The following is a 24,229-nucleotide window of genomic DNA, read 5'->3' as shown; positions in this document are numbered from 1 at the left end:
GGCAGTCGGTGATAGCTTCTCTAAGCGCCCGGTTCATCGAGCACGAATCGATAGGTAGGTGGGGCAATTCCTTCTGATCCAAACGGAGCGAGTGCCGCCAAATTTGACAGCGCATCTAATGCTTCCGGCGGCGGCGGTTCGCAACCGGGCGGATCGAATATCGGAGCGGGAGACGCAAGTTCGGCGGGTATTGGTGGAGGCAGTGGCGATGGCAATACTTCGGAGGAAAATAGTGACAGGAAACCGAGTTTTAGTGATGGCATGGGCAAGATCATGGACAAGCTAGGACAGCAGACTACTGGTGATAATCATGCGGTCAATATATCGATGAATACTCGCGGTGATGGCTGAGGTAAATTGCTGTTGCATATCTTTTGTCACTAAAGATATACAACATTATATGTTGCTGAGAAAATTATTATTGCATTGTGAGGAGTTTTCCAAAATGAGTTTCTTCAATAAAAAAATGAAACAAACCGGGCAAGCCGCGCCAGGTGTGCATTTATCGACAACCTCCGAAGTAGGGGATGAGATGCCGCAACATCCCGATGCTCCCTGGGTTTTGGCTGCTTTGCATCACGATGATCGGTTCCTGCGCATGGCCGCTCAGGTTAAAAATTGGCGTCAATTTGCTTTATTCGGACTGGTGTTGGCAGCTTGCAGTATTGGGGGTGTTATCTATATCGGATCTCAGTCAAAAATCGTCCCTTACATGATTGAGGTAGACAAATTAGGACGGACTTTGGCTGTTCGTGCTATCGGTGGAAAAGATGCGGTGAATGATCCAAAGAAGTTGACGTTCCGAGAGATGATCGAATTTTTCGAAAATTGCAGGATGGTGACAGCCGATGCCGCTGCGAACAATATGTTTCTGACGCGGGCGTTTGATCGCTTGTCTGAAAGTGCTTACGGCTATGTGAAACGCGAGCTGCTGCTGCGCGGAAAACCTAACGACATCGCGGTCAATCGGACCATTTCGGTTGACGTGAAGTCCGCAATACCGGTGTCCGATAATCTTTGGACGGTCGAATGGATTGAGACTAGTTACAACTTGAAGGGCGAGCCCTTACCGCATCCAGAACTATGGAAGGCTAACGTGCATTTCGAACTGCGCCCGGGTGGAAAAGATGACCTGCCGCATAACCCGACCGGATTCACTATTACATCGTTGTCCTGGGCAAAGCAGATGTAATAGAACCTACGCAAAATCGCCCCAGCGGCGTTGTGCTCTCCTAGCCGTACTCTCGTACTGTCTTTGTCGGCACGCCTTGCTGGGACGGTTTTGCGTAAGTCCTAAGGATAGGAACAACGGATTTGAACTGGAGTGAAAATGATAAATAACGTGAGTAATAAGGTCGTCGTCTCAATTTTTTTGCTTGTTTTGTGTAATGGCGTGCAAGCGCAAGGAAAGCGTTTTTTGAAATTGGAAGACGCTGCAGTAGCGATGGCACAGGCCTGGCAGCGCGGTGATAAGGCTAAGCCGATCATGTCTGATGATGGCAAGATCATTTTCGCTTATGGTCAGAGTATGCCGAAGTTGACGTGTTCCCCCACGAGAGCGTGCGATGTTGAAATGCAGCCTGGAGAGAAAGTAGTGGATGTCATTTTGGGCGACCGAGTACGCTGGACATGGTCGCCGAGTACTTCTGTTGAAAAAGGGAAAACCATTCAGCATGTGGTGATTCAACCAAGAGATAACGCGGTCGAATCTAACGCGATCATTACGACCGATCATCGAACGTATCACATCAAACTATATGCACCTAAAGAGGAGGGTGTGTATTTGAATCGTGTCGGATTTTATTATCCGGATGAGTTGGTCGAGTCTTGGAATGCTCGCGCTAATGTCAAGGAAGTGGCTGTTAAACAAGAGGATGATCTGCGCGTAACGGAAGAGTCTAGCTCTCCTGATGAATTGGATTTCGATTATCAGATTTCTGGTAACGCGGACTTTAAACCTTTACGCGTTTTCAATAATGGCGTGAAGGTCTACATTCAATTGCCAGCCAGCGTTTTGCAAAGTGGTGAAGCGCCAACATTGGCGCTGATTGATGACGAAGGTAAAGAAAATGTAGTGAATTTGCATACACGTGGACAATTTTATATTGTTGATCGATTATTTACATCAGCAAAACTGATTGTAGGGAAAGAAAAAGTGACGATCCGCTGGAGAAAAAAAGCGGGATGGACCTGGGACGGCTGGGGGAGTGGATCGTGAGTCAACATACCGGGGATATGTTTTCTCTTAACGCTAGCTTGCCAGTGGGCGGTGAGATGAAAGGTCACATCTCACCGAAGCCAAAATCCAGTATCGGCATGAGTAAGAAACTCGGTTTCGGTTTTGTGGCACTGGTGGCAATTGTTGTGTTGATGTTTTTTCTGGCCTTGGACAAGATGGACCAAAACACTGAAGACCGACAGGGAAAAGCGATCGAGGCGGCAGACGCAAAAAAAGAAACGACGCAACATCTTGGAATTCCAACAGACCTGAAAGGGACGCAGTTAGCAGGCAGTTTGGGTTCTAAGGTTTCAGATCCGGGGCGGCTCGATAATTCGTCGGCGTCTGCCGGCGGTAGGCCAAATTTTGTTCCGCCAGAAAGTGCTGGCGATGGTGCGAATGGTGCGCTACAGACACCGGAACAACTTGCTGCCGCTCGCAAGCAGGCAGAACGAGAGCAGCGCGAGCAGGAAGCACGTTCGGATGGATTGCAAGCTAAAAAATTTCAGGAGGGCAGTGAGCCGGACACGAAAAATGCCGCTTCTATGGCGCTGGATGCTTTGAAGGCTAATTTGAAATTGGCCGGGATGAGCGCTGCGGGTGCTGATTCAGTGGCATCGCTGGCGATGCAAGGTGATCAGGAACAGAAACTAAACTTTATGAAAAACGGTGGAAATGCGCCAATAGGGCAGCATGCATATAGTGTGGTTGATCCACAATCGCCTTACGAACTTCATGCGGGTTCGGTGATTCCGGCGATTCTCCAAATGGGTGTGAATTCTGATCTGCCCGGGATGGTTACCGCACATGTGCGTGAAAACGTTTATGCATCGGTGAATCACAATGTTTTATTGATTCCCTCGACGTCAAAAGTGATCGGTAGCTACGATTCACGCGTGGCATTGGGACAGTCACGGCAGTTGGTCGTCTGGAACACATTGATTTACCCGGATGGGAAAAAACTGAATCTGGCCGGAATGCCATCAGCGGATGTGTCGGGTCAGTCTGGGTTGGATGCCGATGTGGACAATCATTGGTTCAGACTTTTTGGAGTGACCTTGGGCATGTCTATGGTGACTGCCGGGGTTCAGTTGTCGGTGCCTCAAACTTCGAACAACAATGGGCAAGCCGGAAGTTTAAATAGCGCTCAGGTTGTAAGCACTGCGTTAGCCCAGCAGTTTGGTCAATTGGGTGGGCAGATGCTTGGAAAATATCTGCAAGTGCAACCGACATTACGAAATGAACTGGGTGAGCGGTTTAATATTGTTGTCCCGCTAACGATAGTTTTTCCTGGCCCATGGGCATCAAAAAAACAGAAGTTGGGATATTGAGATGGCTTACATAGCAACTAAAATTTGTTTGCCTGTAACGAGCCGAGATAGCTAATAGACGACATGAAGCTCATCCTTGCTATTTTGATACAAATTTTAGTCACTAAAGTTATCGTGATGGTTTGAGTTCGTACTATTAAGAAAATAATTTGTTAGAATAGCTTTATTATAAAGTTCTGGAGATATGCGAGTGGAACGGTTTGAAAATATGCAGACGGTTTTGCCGGGCCATGTTCAGATGTATTTGCGTCAGCTAGCGATAGTGCACTATGGCAGCCTGCATCTCTTGTATGACGACATGGTGAAAAAATTTATCAACGTCGGACCTTGGGCGGCTAAACCACCATTACCCTGGCGCGAAGCGCCTATGCGCAATGGGCCAGGTTGTACAGTGTCAAATGTGACGTTATCTTCTGATATTGCCATGATGGTAGATCAAATTTTGGAGGACATTAACAACGTCGAATATCCCGGTTACAAACGCTATGGCATTACGCGTAAGACATTTTTGTATACGGCCGTGATGTGGTGGGTAACCTATATTTATCCGAGGACGTAATAGCGAGAATGCTAATGCTTTACATTAATGGCCAGCTTCCAATGCTGGTCTTTTTGTTGGTGTGTGCGGAATGGCGCACTAATTAGTAGTCGAAAGTTTGGCTCGCCCACTCGATGTAGTAAAAAATCTCTTTAGTTACTAAAGAAATTTTTTTCATGACATTACATAATTTCGTTAATGTGCTATTCTTGTCGCATGTTGATGTTACGAGTTCAAAGGTGCACGATGAATGTCAGAAAAAAGGATAGTGAGCGGCCTAAAACGATCGGGATTACGCTTCGCCCCGAGCTAGAATTGCTTGCCCATTACGAAGAGATTGCGTTGCGTGCCAATCGTATGTTTCTCACAAAAGGCGAACGTGGGAACGTGTCAGCGCAACAGGTCATGTTGCAACGTATGCGCTCACTTCCTTCATGGCAGGCCCGTTTGAAGAAAAAGATCGAGGAAATACCCCGGACTGAACCTGATTGGGAAGGTGTGTAAAATGGCAAAAGACGTCAAGCAAGGTGTAAATGGGTTGAGACAAAGTAAATTTGCGAAAATTATTACAGTCAATAACCAGAAGGGTGGAGTTGGTAAAACAACTATTACTTTTCACTTGGCAAAGGCTGTTGCCAAGATGGGTAAGCGCGCTTTAGTGATCGATGTGGATACTCAAGCCAATATTTCGCAGTTTCTGAGCGGCGATATTGACATCAAAAAATTGACGGTCGGTGGTGCCGGATTGTTGCTGGAGACAGGAACGGTTCCTGAGTCTGCGATTCGCGAGACTGAGCATGAGGGTGTCTGGTTGTTGCACGGCCATCAGGGATTAGATGAGTGGGACAACAACCAATCCGTGGAAGAAATGATGATGGGGCCGGCTATACGGCAGACACTTCGGGCACTGAACTTCGACGTGATTATCATCGATACCCCACCAGCGGTAGGTGTCAGACATCTTGCTCCCCTGGTATGGGCGGATAAGGTAGTCATTCCAATGGATCCAGAGCAATCGGCAGTGATCGGTTTTCAGGATGTGCTGGCTTCAATCGATGCCGCCTCCAGACTCAATCCCGGTTTGAAATGGGTAGGGGTGTTGAATCGGTTGGATAAGCGGGCGCGTTCGCATCAGCGGATTGAGGAATTTGTGCGTAATGAATATGGAAAATCAATCGCGCCGACTTTGACGATTCGCACTGCGGTTGCCGATGCGATCCAAGGCGTTCCTGCGATGCCGGTTTGGGCTGCAAAAAATGCGGATCGTGACTTACGCGAATTGTGGTTGGATTTATGCACCAAACTGGTCTCGTAATCCGGTCTGATAAATATAAGTATTGAAGTGGAGAGAATATGACAGCAACTGACAAAAAAGCATCTTCGGGCGGCACCGTGTCGCGACTTTTTGCGCGAAGCGCCAAAGCGCCGCAACGGGTTGATCAGACCGTCGAAATTGACCTCGATAAGTGCGTGTTCGATCCTAAGCAACCGCGTAAGGCTTTTCATGCTTTTGACGGCATCGTGTCAGAAGCAGACCAGGCTGCATTGGTTGAACTGGGTGAATCCATTGAAGTCCATGGTCTGATTCACCCCATCACTGTTTCCGAGTTGCCTGATGGGCGTTATCTTGTGCGGGTCGGTGAGCGACGTACTCGCGCCAGCATGCTCAAAGGTGCTAAAACAATCGAAGCAAAGATTCGTAACGATTTGGATGGACTACCGGCGTTTGCATTGCAATTAGCAGAAAATACCGATCGGGAAAATTTGACTGATCGTGAAATTGCGGATTCGATCATCTTCTTACTGAAGAAATCAGAAGACAATCCAACCCCGATGTCGAAGGCGGAAATTGCCCGGGCGTTACGAAAGTCGGCAGGATGGGTCACGCGGTATCTGACCTTTGGTGATGAAATCAAGCAACAAAAATGGGTCGCTCCAGGCTATGTAGAGTCGCCGGAAATCTTGTATCTTTTGTCTGTTTTACCCGACGAGATTCAGGAACTCATTTATGCGGATTTATCGACTGGCAAGCTATCGCCGCCGCTGCGTTCCCGCAATATTGAACACTACAAATCAATGGCCGGCGTGATCAAATCGCGCCGTGATACAGCAGCGCCCGGTAACAACACGTCGCTTCCATCAGGTATCAACATACCGGGCTTGGAAACGGATGAACGTGTTGCGATGATTAGTGCTGCGATGCAGGGCAACGATGCTGCGACTGATTTGTCTCCAGCTCCCAACGCGTTGAGTATTCCTGGCGTCGTAACAGCTGCTGACTCGGATGGTGGTTATCAGATTGCGCAAAATGTGGTCGAGTCGTTACGATCGCCGACATTTCAGGCACCGGTTGGTGTCAATGGCGCGGTGACTCTGAATAACCCGCCAAAGGTTGTCGGCAACACCGCAGTCCCATGTCGTCTTCCGGTCAGTGTTTTGGGTGCCTTGATGGTAGAGCACGCTGATGTGCTCAAGGACATGGCAAGTATTGAAGCTGAGATTCGTCTGCCGTCTGCATTGGCAGTTCTTCTTGTCAAACAGTTGACAGGTAAAAACGTTGAAGAAGAAACCGTCGGCGTTGCCCTTGCTCAGGCACTAAACGGATTGCGCTAATAATGAAGTGGTGGTTACCAGCTTGCTGGTGCCACCTCTTTAGTGGCTAAAGTAAAATAAAATAATGCTATTGCTTGGAGAATTTGATGCTGGTGCCATTTGGTGTATCAAATAACGCTCGCTCGGGTGCGCCAGTTGCCGTCACACTTGATACCCAGCGCGCCATCAACGGGCATGGTCTGTTTGTTGGCACATCCGGTATGGGAAAAACGCACCGGATGCGGGATGCAGTGCGCCAACTCATCAATTCGGCGGCCCAATTACGGCGTCCAATCCGGGTTCATGTCATCGATGTACATGGAGATATCGCGATACCGGGCGCATCAGAAGTATTGTTTTCTCAATCCACTGCCTGGGGTTTTAATCCACTGGAAATTAATCCAGATCCACATTTCGGCGGGGTCCGGCGCGCTATCCAATTATTTATTGAAGCAGTTAAGCGCCAAAAAACTATTGGGACGAAACAAGAAGCGGTTTTGCGGTATTTGCTCGAAGATCTTTATGATATGCGTGGATTCAAAATCGACGAGCCGATCAGCTGGATACCAGAAGATCCAGCGCTTATTCGGGAGCGGCTGGCAGGGAAAGAAAATCGTCTGTATCTGGCCGTGTCATGGGATCAGCGTGACCGCTTTAAAGAATTGATTCGCGGGGAAAATGGTCAGAAGTTTGGTGATTGGGACGGAGATTTGAAATGCTGGTGGGTAGATCGATCACGATATGAGGGCGATTTATTAATGTGGTCTCCCAGGGTGATGTTTAAAGCCTCTCCAACGCTGGATGATCTGGTTGCGTTCTCGGAATCAAAATTGAAAGCTTTATTCATGGGAGGAAACGGTGCTGCGATGGCCTTTCTCAAAGATCATCATCGCGCCGCGGCTTTGTTCCATCGTAAGGTAATGGATTTGGCCAAAAAGGGAGAAGTGTTAGCGGCAAATGAATTCGATGCTCTGTCGTTAAAATTGGATGAGAATCGGGGGAAGGCGGTCAAGAGTTTCGATTCTTTTCTTGAAAGCGTCAAAACCGGACGGGAATTAGACGAAGTATTACGGTACAACTCAGTTGACGTTCTTACTTCTGTGTATGAGCGACTACAGAACTTGCGCGGAGTAGGTATTTTTCGATCAGATACACCACCGTTCGATCCGCGCAGTCCTGTATGGCGCTACGTTCTCAAGCCGCTTGGTACACCCGAACAGCGAATGTTTGTTGCGGTAGTGTTGCGGCGGATTTTTGATCGGGCTGTGCAGCGCGGCGAGCAAAATGATGTAGTTGAGGTCATTGTCGTTGACGAGGCCAGTCGCTTTGCTTACGAAGATGACGATAATATTTTAAGTGTGATTGCCAACGAAGCCCGAAAATTCGGTTTGGCATTATGGTGTGCCGCGCAGTCCCCCAACGCGTTCTCAGATGATTTTCTCAAGAACGTGGCATTCAAGGTTGTGTTGGGAGTTGCTGAAGTTGACCGTGCTCTTTGCGTACGCAAGCTCGGCTTTGATCTTGCGGTACACAATCGGATTATTCCCCGATCTGTCGGACTGGTGCAGGTACGCAATGCCGGCGAAATTGAAGCACCTTTTATTGTTACGACGATGAAATAGATATTTGCAGCCGGGAAAGAATTTTTGGATGGGATTGATACGCTGGATTACGTGGTTAATCGTGCTCGCTGAACGGTAAAAATGTTTAGCAATGGATAGGATCGAGCAGAGATCGTCGCGCGTGATCTTTGAGAAAGCCATTTCATGAAAGGATGAGTTTGGAGTTTTCCATCTTCGTTTACAACTTAATTAAGTTGTAAAATGATGGTTTGAACTCATTGGAGAGTGATTGGAATGGAATCATATCAAATTGCCGGTGTAGTAGAAGCAAATGAAAAACATGGTATTTTAGTTAATATTATCGTCAATGGTTCCGCGAAAAGATTTCAAAAAAATATCCAGGAAATTTATACAAAAGAATGGCTTCATAAATTTTCACATGAGGATGTAGCACACCTTGGATTTCTTATTGCTGTTGAATACAAAGGTGATTTTGAATTAGTTAAACAGTTTCCACGTAAGAAAAATTTCATTAGTAAAAATGTCGTATTTTTAGGCATGTTTTTTGTTTGTTTTTTAATCCTTTCAAATTTGACAGCATTCAAAATTGGTGCAATTAATGTTCCATTTTTTAATACTACGATTGAGTTTCCATCTGCATTAATATTTTTCCCTATTACTTATGCATTTAGTAATGTTTTAACAGAGGTCTACGGTTATAAAATTACCAGATTAATTATCTGGTGTGGATTTTTATGTAGTGCTGTCGTATTGCTAGGCTTTTGGGCTGTTGTAAAAGTCCCCGCTTCTGAAGTATGGATGGTTAATACGAATAATGCGCAAAGCGCGTATGAGGTGCTTTTTACAGCTTACGCCAGGATATTTGTTGCTTCATCAATCGCGTATTTTCTTGGTGAGTTTATTAACTCAATGGTACTGGCTAGATTGAAGGTGTTGACTGCCGGTAAGCATCTCTATGCCAGAGTCGTTGGTAGTACCATGGCGGCTGTATCTGTAGACAGTTTTATTTTTTGCTTGATCGCGTTTTATGGTGTTATGACGAACTCATCTGTATTTGGAATAGTTATTACGCAAATCACGTTTAAAGTTATCTATGAAATAGTGATGTTGCCATTAACTTATAAAATAGTTGCCTATTTGAAAAATAAAGATAGCATTGATTATTACGATGTAAATACTAAGTTCAATCCATTCTCTCTTAAAACTGATGATTAATTTCTTCAATTCTGGTTTCAATAACGAATCCTAAAATTTTATCGGAACTCTCCATTTTCATGAATTGTTCCCCATATTCTTGATGAATCTTTTTAAGAAAAAAATCTGCACCGTCTTTTATTATTCTGCGAAGAACTGGTTCATTGTTATTTAATGAGACCAAGGCAATTTGATAGTCTCTGAAAGTTGCCGTAGATTCAATAATGATAAGTGATCCACGTCTAAATCGAGGTTCCATTGAGGGCGTTGTTTGAAGAGCGAAGTAGCGCATGTCGCTTTGTGCGCTGTCGCTATCTATTGCCAGCCATTTTTTATATGCGCAGGGATATTTTTCGTCCATCAAGTAGTTTAAAACTTCATTCCATTCTAAAACCGGGGCAAATTGTTGTTTTGCTTTTGATAACGGCGTTAAGCCGATGAGCTGGTCAACGGTAATGTCGAGTGTTTCCGCTATCAGCATCAACGTACTCATTCGAGGGTCTTTCGTTAGCCCACGCAATATCTGGTTGACGGTCGTTTGAGGTAGCTTGGTAGCTCTTACCAGGCCTATCTCAGAGAGTCCTGCGCGTTCCATTGCCAATTTTATATTTTTTGAAACTTCGGGCAGTACCGTCATAGGATTTTTCTGTACGTCGGGATTTGATTATTTGTCATTTTACTTATTTCTGTTGTCAGGTGTTCCTCAGTTTCGAGTTTTAAATAACAACAATTAAAACTCTTTTAAGTTTTATTTCTTCGTGGTAACCTTTAAAATCGTTAGACATGTGAATATAACAGAACGGATTTGTCCTGCCAAAACATAAAACTGGATGGCAGAGGTCCTGACATGCTGATGTAAAAAGATCCCCCAATAATCTTAACCTAGTAGCCAATGTTAATAACATAAAAATATTGTATATAAGTGTTAATTTGGTGTTAATGTGATTCTATCCGGCAATAATTTTGAACCAATCATTCAAATTTAATTTGTACCGTTGTATTGTCGATAAGTAAAATTAGGAGGTTGACGGATGTTGTTTGATATAAATGTTGCAACAGTGACCGATGATGAAAATTACAGTCTTCCGGTTGAAGTCGCAGAGGCCCTGAGAGTCCCGGTAATTCGTTATGAGGGGGGACTGGTTTCGTTTAATGTTATTTGCGCTTGTTTGGATCAAACTGCACAGCAAGAAGTAATGAATACTTGCAGAATGACTGGCGATGCTGTGGCATTATCTGATCTTATGCTCTACCTTGATAACAGTCTCCTCGGTGACATTTTTACAGACGAAAATCGTGGCGCGTCGAGTAGTACTGGATTGTTATAAGTGTTTTGCCCTCGATAGCTGGCCGGTTTCAAATACCAAGCGCTGTCATGTTTAAAGCCCCTTTTCAGGAATTTTTATTGTTGGATAGACGATGATTTATGAATCACCACCTAAGGAGAGTAACCCTGGGCAATGGTCTGAGACCCTTTTCGATAAGGTCGCTCAGCAAACCAGACTGGGCCCTGATACGCTTCAAGCATGCCGAAGAGTGATGGTGAGCGGTGAGAAAGGTATTGATGTCGCCAGAGAAATGGGGTTATTCACATCGCAAATTTCGCGTGGGGTATCGGGTCTTTTGCGTAAATTGTCCGAGATCGGCGATTTGAACGCAACCCCGACGGGATATGCGCAAGCCGTAAATGCGCACCACGCTGACACTGATGTTTCTCGTGACCTGGCTGTGAGTAAGGCGCGCGAAATCGTCGGCGCATCGTTTGTGATCCGTGACGCGGTAGCCGGACAAAGTTACATTGGGAAGCCACTTGTTAAGACATCCCATCATCTCGTCCAGTCAGTAGGGCGTGAAGCGGTCATACATGATTTAGCCAAGCTAGAGCGAGCACCGAATATGCTGTATCCGATGATGGAAGTGAACTATCCAAAGGATGGAAAACTTGCTCAGGTTCAAGAAACTGCGCCAGGTCAGGAACGCGGTGGTCGCAGTAGATAATTTTAGTGACTAAAGAAATGTAGGGGGTAGTCGATGCCCCTACAGTCAGGAGCTGGCAATATTATTAATACGGATTTATAGAATTTAAAAATGCCATGTTGAAATTTAAAATCATAAATTGAGTATATCGGGAGAGTTAAATGATTGATGCAGAAAAGAAAGCTTGGTCAGGTAAGGCAACTGAGACAAGAACGGGTGCCAATGCAGAGCGGATGTTTCCCTGATGATTCGGTAGTTTTACTTTCAGGTCACAGTCAATAAATAGTCTTTTAAATCATTATCGAAAAGGACACCATGAGTTACACAATGGATCAAATAGCCCGTTCGGGAACGTCGTTCAACCCATTCTCTCCAGAGGGTCAGGGCGAGGCCTTCACTGGCGAAAATGTGAATCGATTATTTGCTGCTCTGGCAGAGTTCAAGTGGAACGACCCGCGTTTTGTTTCCGCGAACGAGGTTGAAGCTGCCGGGCTGGTAGTCCGGCAAGATGCGCACGAGGTCAAAGTATTCATACGCGATGACAGCCCATCTCAATGGGCTGAAAAAATTGTCTATAACGCTTCTGAAGTTAGTGGCATTCCGACTCTGGAAAAAATGCTGGCAGAAGCGCGTAAGCGCCTGACGCCCGAGGCCGAGTTATCTATTACGCCAGCTCCCGGCCAGACGAATACGCATACGGTTGTTCCTGTTGATACTAGTGCTGATCTGGATCCCGATCTGATCGTTGGTCGGAGCGAAGTCGGTAATCCCCCTCCGTTGGTAAGTGACGAGTTATCAGTGATCCCGGTGTTAAAGACGAGCGGAGACGACAAAGTCATTGATGGGCGGCCAACACCTGAATATGTCGCGTTTTCGTTACCCAACAAAATGTTCAAAGAACGTGTGCCAAGTTCAGGTCAATATTTTCGCAATAATGCAAAGACGCCCGCGTTTATTGATAAAGGCGAGAGCGTCATCGTGCATGACAAAAAGACGGATGCTTACCAGGCGGTGATGGCACTGGCAAAAGTAAAAGGATGGGAAAGCATTCAACTTGCTGGTAAGCCTGAACATGTTGCACGCGGTTGGCTCGAAGCTCAATTGCTGGGCATCGAAGTGATTAATTTCACTCCCACTGAGCAAGATTTAGTAAAACTTGAACAGGCGCGTGAGGAAAAGTTACGCGTGCCAGGTGAGCACCACATTGAAAACGCTAAGGTGGTTTCTGTTGGACGTCACGTCGGGACAATTGTAGATATACGGGACGGCTATGCTATTCAAAACGGCGGTCGCAATCAATTCCTTGCGCATGCGTTAACGCAGTTTGATACGAAGCCAGAGGTAGGAGAAAAAGTCGATATCCAGTATCACTGTGGTAAGCCGCAGATGCGTAACACGCTATCCAAAGCACAGGAAAATAGTGTGGCACGTTAATTGAAATGAAACACGACTTGATCGCATGCACCCGTCATCCGGTAGGGCTACGATCATTCTACAAAAGCGAAAAATAGGATGCATGCTGCATTTCAAAAAATGATGCTGCGTAACCCGGATGTAATTTTTATATCCGCCCAGAACAACGGTATCGATTCGAGCGCACAGCGCAAAGAGATACCGAGTTCGAAAGATCAATGATGGAGGTAATTTCAATCGAAGTGTTTCTCTCTGAAGGCGGCGTTTGTCTGGCCGTGCCGCGTGATTGTGGTTTGGAGTTCGCCAGCATGCTACTTGTAGACCGAAAGTCTTATTCGCTGACCGCAATGAGTGGCGATGAAATTTTGCCTGTCACATTACCAAATCTTTCCCCCGCACATTGTGATGCACTACTTACCGTCGGGAAAATTGCTGTTGGCGAGTTTGTGCTGCAAGGCGTGGCCGCAGCCTATTTTCTCGATGTGCAATCAGCTTAAGTAAAGGTCATTATGGAAACTGCCACTTTCATTGAACAGGTAGCGAAATTGTTCGCTGATCGTCTGGCGGCTGGGACCGCGCTTTGGCAACGCGACGTTCGAGGCGTATTGCAGTCCATGCCCATTGCGATGACTGAAGACCAGGATGTCCCCCTGTCGGGTGGTAACGCGATGTTGTTGGCGCAAACAATGGCAGATCGTGGCTGGACCGATCCGCGCTTCTTTACGGAAGACAATCTTGCGTCTATGGGCGCTGCCGTTATTGAAGGTGTCGCCGGCACAACTATTCAGTTTGCGAAGTCCGTTGGCACTGATGGCCTTGTGTTATCCGCTCCCGAGGTGAAGGCCTATCGGTTGTATAACGCAGCAGAAGTCATCGGTTTGCCGGAATGGAAAGCGCCGCGTAGGGACTGGCCGTTGGAAACACTGGGTACGCGGTTATTGCCGAAATTTGAGATCGATATAGTGCATGACCAGGTTGATCAGGCATTTTATTCGCGTGAGGATGGGAAAGTACATATGCCGCCGATGCGTTCATTTCCATCGGTTAGTGACTACATCGGTGTCGCGGTACATGAACTTTCTCACGGTAGTGCCTCTGAGTTGCAAAGGTCGGTAACAGGCGTTGCTGGCACACCGTCCTATGCCCGCGAAGAAATGAGAGCAGAAATGGCATCAATGCAGTTAAGTGTTGCCTTAGGCTTGCCGCATAATATTGCGCGCCATGCAGGTTTTGTAGAAGAGTGGCGAAACATATTGCATGCAGAACCCGGTGAATTTTTCCGCGCGACGAGGGATGCTGAAAAGATGGCAGCGCTGGTACTGTGGCATGTCAAATCTGTTGAAAAGGAAGTCGCTGTGGAAAAATCTCGCACAACAACGCCTGATCGCGTCGCCCAAAGTAAAAAGAAAAGTGGGACGACGCGGGGGCAGTATCTGGCACGATTACGATATCTTTTCGATCATCGACAAACGATACTGGCCGTACCTTTTCGGCAAAAGGACGATGCGATGGCTGCTGGCGCGCTCTACTTTGGGATTGAAAATCTATGGTTCGCGCCGCCAGATGCTGACATCACAAAACTGAAGGCGTGGGATCCCCGGCAATCCAGCCTGGCAGCACCGCAGATGCCGTCAAAATCCACCATGATTGCATCAATCCAGGACAAGATGCGGGCACTCGGCCTCACTATTACTGACCGGGTACAGCGCGAAATGCAGGAAGCGATGAATGGCGAATGGCATTACGCCCCGGTTGAAGCCAAGAGTTCTAATCGTTCGGGAGCCTACGTACTTTACCTTGACGGTCGAGCGGGTAATGCATCGGGAAACAGTACTCCTTATGCCGTAATCATGAATCATAAGTCCGGGGCCAAGGACACATGGTTTTATGACGGTCCTGAGCTAACCCCGGAACAACTGGCCCGTATGCGTGCTGATGCGCAAGCAAGGGATGCACAACTTGCAAAAGAAGTGGCGGTAACGCAAGGATCAGTATCGTTGCAAGCGAATGCTCTCTGGAACCGGGCATCGCACATTACAGACCCTACAACTCATGGATATTTGGAAGCAAAAGGGATAGAGGCGCACGGTGCAAAAATGGCGCAGGGTGATATTTTGCTTGAATATCCGGCATTTTCAAATACCGAAGGAAAATCAATCATCCGTCCACATCAGTCATATTTGTTGCGCCCGTTGCGCGATCTCGAAGGGAAGTTATGGTCACTGCAAGCGATTAGTGATGATGGGAAGATCAAGACCTTTATGGCAGGAGGCAAAAAGAAAGGATTATTCGACCTGATTGGCGCCGATACATTGCCTGAAAAGGGTGCGCTAGCTTTTGCGGAAGGTTTCGCTACGAGCGCCTCGTTGCGAGAGTCCAGTGGCTGGGTCATCGCAAATTGTTTTGATGCCGGTAATTTGGAAGCGGTGATCGCAGAAATCGGAAGCAACATTCCTAAGGCGGTGACTCCTGTCATCGGTGCAGACAACGATCAATTCTTTGTCGAGCGGGCGTTCGAAATGTTGTTGCAGACAGGTATCGTTGCAGGCCCGTCGCTGGATGGCGCGACATCCGGTGAAATTCAGGTAAGGTCAGCATTTGATGCGACTCGGCGTATCGTATTAGGTGAGGCTATCGCCGACGGGCAGTCGTATCAAGGACCAAAAGGAAGATACAAACTTTCATTTGAAAACGATGTTTCTACATTAAATATTGTTAATAAGGCGATTCTTGAAATTGCCATTAACGATTCATCAGGCGAACAGAAGATTAAGACTTTGCGTACAGGAAATCGTGGAGCAGAAGCGGCAGCAGCGGCTCTGGTCAAATTACCCCGTGCATTGATTGTGACACCAAAGTTTGCATCGTTAACTGGCAGACCGACTGATTGGAATGACTTGGCGAAGAGGGAAGGGATAGATCAATTACGATCGCAACTGATTGAACAGGGAGCAGGATTTCTGCTTGGAAAAAGTAGATCACCTGATTCAACACAGAAACGGGAAGTAAGTACTGGACATAGCCGCTAAGTAATTAGCATAATTAAAGGATATTTAGAAATTTTTCTGTATTAAGCCTACTACTCGGTCGTCGTATCACAGAGCGAAGATGTACAATATTTTGTGCTTTTTCAATCGGTCGTCTATACTGGTTGCGGAGGTATTACAAATGGATATCAGAACTGTTGGGAAAGAAGTACGGGGGCGCAGGGAGGCGATCGGGCTAACTCAGGATCGTCTGGCGAAGCTGGCACATTTATCGCGCCAGACAGTGCAGCGCTTAGAGGCAGGGACGATTAAGGATCTCAGTTTTCAACGCGTAGCCAGCTTGCTCTCGGTACTAGGATTGAGTTTTGACAGCGTATCGCTCGATGCCCGCAAGAAAAAGCGCGGTTTGTGGATGGCAGCGAAAACCTCTAGCGTCAGCTATGTCGGTGAACTGACCGAAAATATGCTTGAGCAAATCCTGGCAACAGGACAAGCGCCGGTCGGTTACGAAGCGCATATTGGCCACCTGTTGGACGAAGCACCAGTGGGTATCGTGGTGATGGCCGTTGAGGAGGCGGCGAGGCTGGAGCACCGTTCACCCTCCGAAATCTGGCTAAACGTAGCTAAACTCGCCAAAATTTACTCAGATGGACGCAAGGAACTTTGGATATGAAGCAGTCTGAATTGGTATCTGGAATATGGGAAACACTACTCCCAAAGGCACTTACACTTATCGACGAAATCTCGACGCACGGCGGAGTCAAAGACCCCTTTTTTACCTTCGGTGGCGGCACGGTGTTGATGCTCCGCTATCAACACCGCTTCAGCAAAGATATCGATATCTTCGTACCCGATCCACAAAGCCTGGGATACATCAATCCACGCCTAAGCGATACGGCCGAAATGCTTTGCGGATCGCAATATATTGAAGCTGAAAACTTTGTGAAACTCATCCTTGAAGAAGGCGAGATTGACTTTGTCGCTTCTCCAAATCTTCTACCCAAACAGCATGCCTTTGAGTTTTGGAATCTCTTCGGCCGAGAGGTACGCGTGGAAACAGCGGCTGAAATTGTTGCAAAAAAAATGTTTCATCGCGGGGACTGCGCAACTGCCCGCGATTTATTCGATCTCTCACTAGTCATCGAGCGTGAGCCGCAAGCCCTGGAAGCTACCATACCTTTCATGCATCGGCATTTAGAGGTATTTATGCGGCATTTAAAACTAGCAAGTCCCAACTACATTGCTCAGTTTAATCGCGTCGAAACAATTGGCTACCATCCGACCTTTGAGCATGCGGCGGAAGTGGCCACTGGCTATCTCAATGGACTAATTGCTGGCAAAGCACAATCCGAGCAGGAGGCACGCACTTTTGCAATGCAGAAAAACTTTGTAGTGGTTTCTATTGATTTTGATAAGGGCCACTATTCTGGTCCCATCATTCATCGAACCCCCACACATCTGGTTCAGGCACTTGGCCGTAATACTGTCGCTATTCACGATCTGCACCAGCTTACGGCCAGTACACGTGAGGCATTGACGAATGAATCATCGAGCGTAAATTTCCGGTACCGTAATAGCGAATTATCTTTTATGGGTAAGCATCCCCGCGAGACGGACAACAATCGCGGACGGTAACCGGAATTAAGGAGAGGCATTATTGCTACTTAATGCCTCGACTTTTGTCACTAAAGGAATTTATTAATATCATAATTAAATTTCATTAATTTAGGACGCTATTTAATATCGCCAAGGGCAACATAGGTCATTAACTAAGTGTCAATTTAGCGTTAATTGAAATCAAGCCACCAAATAATTTTTTAATGCCAATTTTTACTATTATTGATGAGGTGATATGCAGCTCGACATGTTTGGGGCAACAGAGGAAACGACGGTCAACAATACCGCACCGCCGATTATCATAAATGATGCCTGGTTACCGCCAGAGCTAATCAGATTTGAAGAAGCACTCGGCAGACGCGATTTAGGAAGTGCGATCCGGCAATTAAATACGTTGAAGACAGATGCCGCCGCCCGCGTATTACTCGGTGCTGGTTTTGCCATCTCATCACTGAAAAACAGAGCCCAGTTGATGGCCAGCGTACAGCGCGATATCGTCGAGGCCGCCAGGTGCGGTGTGAATGGTCATGCGTTACGATTATCTGAAAGTAGTGACAGCGCGTTAGCAAACGACAACGAAACACTTACAAATCATATTTTAGAAAAGGAGTTTGAAAATCATGGAAGAACTATATCAACGGAACGCATATCCAGCGGCGTTAGCAGACCAGATCGAACATTTGGGTCCCACAGCGGTATCGATCGCCAACAGATGGCGACTGGGATGGCCGAAGCGAGTAGACAAGCTGGTGAACACGCAAACGTTCCTGACATGCATCCAGACACAATTGGAGCAGGAGATGGAAGTCATGGCAGCAGAGCCGAATCTGCGGCATCTGTCCCCACGCGAGATCCGAGAGATTTACGAGATTCAGGAAGCCCCGCCGATCGCATAAACCCGGTGACAGAAAGGCTGGTGGATTATGTTCTTTCTGATGAGGACCTAATTGATCTGGGGAGCCTGGGAGAAAAATTCCGCAACAATATTCAGGCGATTGAGATTGTCAAAAAACTAGAAACAGAACAACGCCGTGTCGCACCGGATGAGCAAAAAATACTGGCTAGGTATGTCGGTTGGGGCGGTTTAAAAGGTGTATTTGATGCCAATAACAAGCAGTGGTCGAAACAACACAACGCACTCAAAAATCTGCTGACAGATAGTGAGTGGGCGGCAGCAAGTCGGTCCCAACTGGATGCGTTCTATACGTCGCCGGTCATTGCAAACGCGATGTATAGCGCCGTGACACGGCTTGGTTTTGGTAGTGGCCGCATATTGGAACCATCAGTCGGTGTCGGTAATTTTTTCGGGTTAATGCCGGAGACGATGCGACGAGATTCTGTATTGCACGGTGTGGAGCTGGATGTTCTCTCCAGTCAGATTGTCGCCAGCTTGTATCCAAACGCAAAAATTGCAAAGGCGACGGGTTTTCAAGATTTCAAAATTCCGGCAGGTTACTTTGACATGGTGATCGGAAATCCCCCGTTTGGTAGTCAGGCGGTCACCGACGACAGCGGCAGCGCTTACTCAGGCTGGTCCATCCATAATTATTTTTTCGCCAAGAGCATCGATATGTTGCGGCCAGGCGGTGTGATGCCGATGGTTGTGTCACACCATTTCCTGGACAAGCTCGACCCGCATGTGCGGCAATGGATTTCTCGTCGTGCCGAGCTTATCTCAGGAGTTCGGCTTCCTAAAACAGCCTTCAAGGAAAATGCCAACACAGAGGTCGTGACCGATATTTTGATTTTTCGGCGACTGGATGATTCAGCAATGTCGGGCCGACAAGCGCTGCCGAACTGGCTCAACGTCACGGATGTGAATCTTGAAAATCCTGAGACAGGCGGGATGACTCAGACGCCGATCAATGATTATTTCCTCGAAAATCCTCACAATGTACTTGGTACGCAGCATGCCGCATCCGGGCTCTATCGCGGAAATGCGTACACCGTTAATCCAAATGGAAATCTTGCCGACCAATTGGCCAATTGGGTCGAGGAGCTTCCAGCCAACATTTATGTGCCATTGGTTCGGTCTGCGGTGGAGCTTGATTCGCCGGATGTGGCTATTCCAGATGGGGTCAAAGAAGGTTCGTACTACCTGGATGAAAATATCATCCATCAACGTTTGCCCGATATGCTCGGGAATCACAGATCTACCGCATGGGAGCCGCCAAATCAGCGTGCATTCGAACGCATGAGCGGGATGATTCACATCCGCGAGACGATGCGGCACCAAATGCGACTTGAGCGATCATCCGATGCAACAGACGACCAAATTGAGGATGGTCGTAAAGCATTGAACCGGATCTACAACGATTTCCAGCGCAAGAATGGTTTTTTAAATGATGCCACCAACCGTCGTCTTTTTATGGATGACACCGAATCTGCGCTAATTCAGGCGCTGGAATTCGATTACGAGAAAGCAATCTCTGCGACAAAGGCGGCGGAATTGGGTCTCGAATCACGACCTGCGCGCGCTACAAAGGCTGATATCTTGCATCGCCGCGTACTGTTTCCGCCTGTCGAAATAGCAAATGTTGAAACAGCTAAAGACGCACTGTTGCATGCATTAAACATGACTGGTCGTGTCGATATGGAATACATGCAACGCGCTTATGGCAAAGATCGTGAGGCGATTATCAGTGAGCTTGGCGATCTGGTATTCAATGATCCTATCGATGGACTGATGACTGCCGATGCGTATCTGACCGGCGACGTTAAATCCCGGTTTGAAGAAGCAGAAGCCGCAGCAGTCAATGATCCAGCATTTCTACGCAACGTCGAAGCGTTGTCTTCTGTCATACCCAAAGATAAATTGCCATCAGAAATATTTGCTTCCATAGGCGCAGCCTGGATACCCGGATCTGTGTATTCCGATTTTGCAGAGGAAATTTCGGGTGGTTCAGTTTTGTTTGGATATGTGAAAGGTGTGGCGAACTGGGCATCGCATGTGAGTGGAGGCATTGATTTTGCAAAGAATAATAATGCCTTCGGTACCGAGCGTATGAGTGCTCTGGATATCTTGTCGCAGACCATGAATTCACGCGCAATCGAGGTCAAAAAAAAGGTCATGCTAGACGGTAAAGAGCGCTACGTTACCGATGAAGCCGCAACGGAAGCCGCGCGCCAAAAGTGCGACAAGATCCGAGGGCATTGGGACTCCTGGTTATGGTCGGATGGCGATCGCGCAGACGAACTGACGAATATCTATAACAAGCAGTTCAACAGAATCGTTGGTCGTCGCTTCGACGGATCTCACTTGACGTTTCCAGGTATGAACCCCGCGATATCATTGTTGGCGCATCAGAAGAATACTGTATGGCGCGCATTGCAGGATCGAACGCTATTAGCCGATCAAGTGGTCGGCGCAGGTAAAACCTATGAGCTGGTGACGATTGCGATGGAAATGCGTCGCTTGGGCATCGCCAAAAAAATGATGCTGGCGGTGCCGAATCATTTGACGCTGCAATGGCGAAGCGATTTTTACCGTCTATATCCGGGTGCCAATATACTTGCCGCCACCCCGCAGGATTTTGATAAAGATAATCGCGAAAAATTCTTTTCCAAGATCGTCACCGGTAACTGGGACGCCATCATTATTGGTCATTCTTCATTGAAAAAATTAGGCGTACCACTCGATGCTGAGAATGCGATATTGCAAGAACAGTTCGACGAAATTTCTTCATCCATTCGTGCAATGAAAGAAGAGCGTGGCGATCGCAACATCATCCGCGACATGGAAAAAATCAAGGGCAACCTCCAAGCGAAAATCAATACGCTAAACAAGAAGGCCGGGCATAAAGACAATGTCGTGAACTTTGAGGATCTGGGTGTTGATGCTCTGGCGATCGATGAATTACATGAATTCAAAAATCTATTCTTTTCAACACAAATGAGTCGGGTCGCTGGCCTGGGGAATCCCGCCGGCTCTGGAAAAGCATTTGATTTGTTCGTCAAAATCAGATGGCTTAAAAAGACTTACGGCGAAAATGCACCGCTGATTACTGCCACAGGAACCCCTGTTTCAAATTCGTTGGCAGAAATGTATACGATGCAGCGCTTCATGCAATATGAGTCACTCAAAAGAGACGGCTTACACCACTTCGATACGTGGGCAAAACAATACGGTGATGTGCAAACGGTGTATGAAGTCGCACCGTCTGGAAACGGTTATCGACTTTCTCAACGATTTGCGAAATTTAAAAATCTCGCTTCGCTCATGGGTTCTTATCGCAGCTTTGCTGATGTTGTCACGCTAGAGGATTTGAAGGCGCAAGAAATTGCTCTCGGAAGAATATTTCCGGTTCCAAAAATGCGCGGTGGAAGACCACAAAATATTGTGGCGAAAAGATCCGATCTTCAGGAAAAATTCTTCGGTGTACCAGAAATCCAAAAGGATGAAAACGCGCGCCCACGCTTTGACATGGATTTGTCGCAGCCGGTATCGATTACTCAACAAGCAGAGGGAAATTGGAAGTTGGAGAGTCTCGGCTGCGTAAGGATCTTTGAAACCGAAGAAGAAGCGGCATACGCTCTGGCGATCATGGCAACGACGCCAAAAATGACAATTGATCCAAAATCAATTGTTGGCCAGTTTGAAAATATTCGCCATCTGACGCGCGCAACCAAAGGCAAGATTAATGCCTTATCGCTGACGGGTCTGGCAAACAAAGCGGGTCTGGATTATCGGTTAATTGACACCGGTGCGGCCGACTTCGGTGGCAGCAAAATTAATCTTGCGATCGGAAACATGCTTACCAGCTACGCGGCCTGGCAAGCTGATAAAGGCGTGCAGTTAGTATTTTGTGATCTGTCGATACCGTTATCTGCCAAAGCCAAGATGGCAAGCAACGAAAAACGGATCTATGTTCGCAACGATCAAGAACATGTCACGCACAAGAAGGGGACACTGCATACGGTGAAAGACTATGAAGGTTTTCCCTATTATTTGGTGGCAGAAGGCAAGGGGAAAGGACGAACTTATACGCTGTACGACCCCGGCTCGGGACAAGTCCTGAAATCGGGATTCGACTCAAAAATATCGGCACATACATTCGTGTCTGAATTTATAGCAAAGGAAGGCGGCCAGGAACAATGGCTCGACATACGCGAGAGCGCAAGAATGATCGAAGAAGATGAAATTGATGAGTACAAAAACAGCCTTGCGTTAGATGACGAAGGTGATTCGGCAGATTTTGAAATTTCAGCGAAAGATATTGAAGGTGCGACCGGCGTTTCAGGATTTTCCGTCTACGATGATATCAAGGCAAAACTGATCGCCAGAGGTGTACCAGAAAATGAAGTCGAATTCATTCACGACCACGATACGCCACAAGCAAAAGATGCGTTGTTTAAACGGGTGAATGCTGGCGACGTTCGCTTCTTATTGGGATCAACTCCGAAAATGGGAGCTGGCACGAACGTGCAAAAGCGCCTGGTCGCGTTGCATCACATTGATGCGCCGTGGCGGCCCTCAGATTTGGAGCAACGCGAAGGCCGTATTATCCGGCGTGGGAACCTCCTATACGATCGCGATCCGGCTGGCTTCTTTGTTGAAGTCAACAGATACGCAACAGCGCAAACCTACGACACACGTCGCTGGCAGTTGTTGGAGCATAAGGCGGCAGGGGTTGACCAGTTGCGTAACTATAAAGGCGATAACGAAATCGAAGATGTTGCCTCCGAAGCCGCCAATTCGGCAGATATGAAAGCAGCGGCATCAGGCAATCCACTCATCCTGCGCGAAACCCAGTTATCAAACGAAGTCAAGAAGCTGCGGACTCTGGCGCGTGCGCACAATGACAGTGAATTCATGCTCAGAAACCGTTTGAAAAGCTTCGTGGACTATGCTGAGAGATCCGGACCGGCAGAGCTAGCGAAATTAACTGATTTGCTCCAAAGCCGTAACCTGGCAAAAACATTGGCGGTGTACGAAGGAAAAGTATTGCACGAGAATTCTATGATGACGACCGCTATGGGAAAAATTGCCGTGGCGATGAATGAAATGGGGGCTTCTCGCAACATACATTATCGGGGCCTTTTATTTGCCTTTGAAAAAGTATGGGAGACCAAAGTAACGATGATGATGCCCGACGGCGATAAGCATTTGATCGAAGCATTATCACCAAGTGGTGCTGTCACTCGTATGGAAAATTGGGCAAACGCAATTGAGCAAAAAATACACAGTGTAAATAATCGCATTGATAAATACGTCAGCGAAGCTGAAGGAACCAGAAAATTACTTGGGCAACCTTTCAACGATGCTGATGCGTTGGCGGGTGCTATTTCTGAGCATGGAAAAGTGCAGCGAGCTTTGATGAAAGCAAACTCGTCGGCTGCGATTAAACCGGAAGAGAAAGTCATGTTTGCGGCCGCATTGGCAGAGCAAAAGCGTATGCTGATTTCTCTTGGTTATGCAACTGCTGTAGCTGAAATCGAAGCGGCAGATCGTGCTGAGGAAATTAATTTACCGAACGCTGAAGTCATCGAGACAGCATCGCAGATAGCAACCGTCAACACCGGGCTACATATTGGCGAGATTATCCGTGTGGAGCCGAATATGGTGATTCAAAGTTGTGGGCGTGGCCAGGAAATTGCCCATTTGATCGCGCCTCTCGACGTAGTGCCAGAGCTTGGTCAGGCGGTGAAGATTGCGTATGCGGGCGGTAAGGGCGTTGTGCGGCAGTCTGGTACGCAGGAACGAGAAGTTATGCGATAAATCGCTGTTGCGTCTGGGTAACATTAAAATAATTTAATGCTATTGGTGAGGTTAATATGTC

General features: G+C 47.2%; 19 protein-coding genes. 17 read left to right on the top strand and 2 right to left on the bottom strand.

Translation table 11 applies throughout. From position 1 onward, the window contains the following. Nucleotides 1-20: 20 nt before the first annotated feature. Nucleotides 21-263: a hypothetical protein gene (locus ACVBEF_RS04695; protein WP_447122787.1), complete on the bottom strand. Its 243-nt coding sequence runs from the start codon at nucleotides 261-263 to the stop codon at nucleotides 21-23. A gap of 182 nt (nucleotides 264-445) precedes the next feature. Between ACVBEF_RS04695 and ACVBEF_RS04690 the strand changes: the two genes are divergently transcribed. The 9 genes from ACVBEF_RS04690 to ACVBEF_RS04650 all read left to right on the top strand — a co-directional run bounded on the left by ACVBEF_RS04690 (nucleotide 446) and on the right by ACVBEF_RS04650 (nucleotide 9,477). Then, nucleotides 446-1,192 carry a VirB8/TrbF family protein gene (locus ACVBEF_RS04690; RefSeq protein ID WP_447122786.1) on the top strand — a complete coding sequence of 249 codons (747 nt, stop codon included), beginning with the start codon at nucleotides 446-448 and terminating at the stop codon, nucleotides 1,190-1,192. Nucleotides 1,193-1,330: 138 nt separating this feature from the next. After that, nucleotides 1,331-2,218, top strand: a complete 888-nt coding sequence (trbG, locus tag ACVBEF_RS04685; protein WP_447122785.1) for a P-type conjugative transfer protein TrbG — start codon at nucleotides 1,331-1,333, stop codon at nucleotides 2,216-2,218. Next, complete coding sequence (locus ACVBEF_RS04680; protein WP_447122784.1) at nucleotides 2,215-3,549, top strand: TrbI/VirB10 family protein; 1,335 nt, start codon at nucleotides 2,215-2,217, stop codon at nucleotides 3,547-3,549. The genes trbG and ACVBEF_RS04680 overlap by 4 nt, the downstream gene beginning before the upstream one ends. A 190-nt stretch (nucleotides 3,550-3,739) precedes the next feature. Next, nucleotides 3,740-4,108 carry a hypothetical protein gene (locus ACVBEF_RS04675; RefSeq protein ID WP_447122783.1) on the top strand — a complete coding sequence of 123 codons (369 nt, stop codon included), beginning with the start codon at nucleotides 3,740-3,742 and terminating at the stop codon, nucleotides 4,106-4,108. Nucleotides 4,109-4,333: 225 nt separating this feature from the next. Beyond that, nucleotides 4,334-4,591 carry a hypothetical protein gene (locus tag ACVBEF_RS04670; RefSeq protein ID WP_447122782.1) on the top strand — a complete coding sequence of 86 codons (258 nt, stop codon included), beginning with the start codon at nucleotides 4,334-4,336 and terminating at the stop codon, nucleotides 4,589-4,591. Nucleotide 4,592: 1 nt separating this feature from the next. Continuing rightward, nucleotides 4,593-5,402, top strand: a complete 810-nt coding sequence (locus ACVBEF_RS04665) for a ParA family protein (protein ID WP_447122781.1) — start codon at nucleotides 4,593-4,595, stop codon at nucleotides 5,400-5,402. Nucleotides 5,403-5,440: 38 nt separating this feature from the next. Beyond that, on the top strand, nucleotides 5,441-6,700 hold the full coding sequence (locus ACVBEF_RS04660) for a ParB/RepB/Spo0J family partition protein (protein WP_447122780.1): 1,260 nt from the start codon (nucleotides 5,441-5,443) through the stop codon (nucleotides 6,698-6,700). Nucleotides 6,701-6,930: 230 nt separating this feature from the next. Continuing rightward, nucleotides 6,931-8,301: a hypothetical protein gene (locus ACVBEF_RS04655; RefSeq protein ID WP_447122779.1), complete on the top strand. Its 1,371-nt coding sequence runs from the start codon at nucleotides 6,931-6,933 to the stop codon at nucleotides 8,299-8,301. A 234-nt stretch (nucleotides 8,302-8,535) separates the two neighbouring features. Beyond that, entirely contained in the window at nucleotides 8,536-9,477 is a 942-nt protein-coding gene (locus tag ACVBEF_RS04650; protein ID WP_447122778.1) for a queuosine precursor transporter, read from the top strand. Here ACVBEF_RS04650 and ACVBEF_RS04645 read toward each other — a convergent pair. Further along, entirely contained in the window at nucleotides 9,461-10,093 is a 633-nt protein-coding gene (locus ACVBEF_RS04645) for a S24 family peptidase (RefSeq protein WP_447122777.1), read from the bottom strand. The two genes, ACVBEF_RS04650 and ACVBEF_RS04645, sit on opposite strands and share 17 nt — an antisense overlap. 394 nt (nucleotides 10,094-10,487) lie before the next feature. Between ACVBEF_RS04645 and ACVBEF_RS04640 the strand changes: the two genes are divergently transcribed. The 8 genes from ACVBEF_RS04640 to ACVBEF_RS04605 all read left to right on the top strand — a co-directional run bounded on the left by ACVBEF_RS04640 (nucleotide 10,488) and on the right by ACVBEF_RS04605 (nucleotide 24,168). Then, on the top strand, nucleotides 10,488-10,784 hold the full coding sequence (locus ACVBEF_RS04640) for a hypothetical protein (protein WP_447122776.1): 297 nt from the start codon (nucleotides 10,488-10,490) through the stop codon (nucleotides 10,782-10,784). A 91-nt stretch (nucleotides 10,785-10,875) separates the two neighbouring features. Continuing rightward, the gene (locus ACVBEF_RS04635; RefSeq protein WP_447122775.1) at nucleotides 10,876-11,454 is read left to right on the top strand and encodes a KfrB domain-containing protein; all 579 of its coding nucleotides are present in this window, start codon (nucleotides 10,876-10,878) and stop codon (nucleotides 11,452-11,454) included. A 294-nt stretch (nucleotides 11,455-11,748) separates the two neighbouring features. After that, entirely contained in the window at nucleotides 11,749-12,867 is a 1,119-nt protein-coding gene (locus tag ACVBEF_RS04630) for an LPD7 domain-containing protein (RefSeq protein WP_447122774.1), read from the top strand. A 200-nt stretch (nucleotides 12,868-13,067) separates the two neighbouring features. Beyond that, complete coding sequence (locus tag ACVBEF_RS04625) at nucleotides 13,068-13,343, top strand: hypothetical protein (RefSeq protein WP_447122773.1); 276 nt, start codon at nucleotides 13,068-13,070, stop codon at nucleotides 13,341-13,343. A 12-nt stretch (nucleotides 13,344-13,355) separates the two neighbouring features. After that, a complete protein-coding gene (locus tag ACVBEF_RS04620) occupies nucleotides 13,356-15,875 on the top strand; it encodes a zincin-like metallopeptidase domain-containing protein (RefSeq protein ID WP_447122772.1) in 2,520 nt (839 codons plus the stop codon). Nucleotides 15,876-16,014: 139 nt separating this feature from the next. Further along, entirely contained in the window at nucleotides 16,015-16,506 is a 492-nt protein-coding gene (locus ACVBEF_RS04615; RefSeq protein ID WP_447122771.1) for a helix-turn-helix domain-containing protein, read from the top strand. Continuing rightward, nucleotides 16,503-17,468: a nucleotidyl transferase AbiEii/AbiGii toxin family protein gene (locus ACVBEF_RS04610; RefSeq protein ID WP_447122770.1), complete on the top strand. Its 966-nt coding sequence runs from the start codon at nucleotides 16,503-16,505 to the stop codon at nucleotides 17,466-17,468. Before ACVBEF_RS04615 ends, ACVBEF_RS04610 begins: the two co-directional genes overlap by 4 nt. A gap of 217 nt (nucleotides 17,469-17,685) precedes the next feature. Then, complete coding sequence (locus ACVBEF_RS04605) at nucleotides 17,686-24,168, top strand: Eco57I restriction-modification methylase domain-containing protein (protein ID WP_447122769.1); 6,483 nt, start codon at nucleotides 17,686-17,688, stop codon at nucleotides 24,166-24,168. Nucleotides 24,169-24,229 lie beyond the last annotated feature (61 nt).

Source organism: Glaciimonas sp. GG7 (assembly GCF_052976905.1).
Note: the sequence above shows the minus strand (reverse complement) of the source record. Positions and strands in the feature narration are given on the sequence as shown.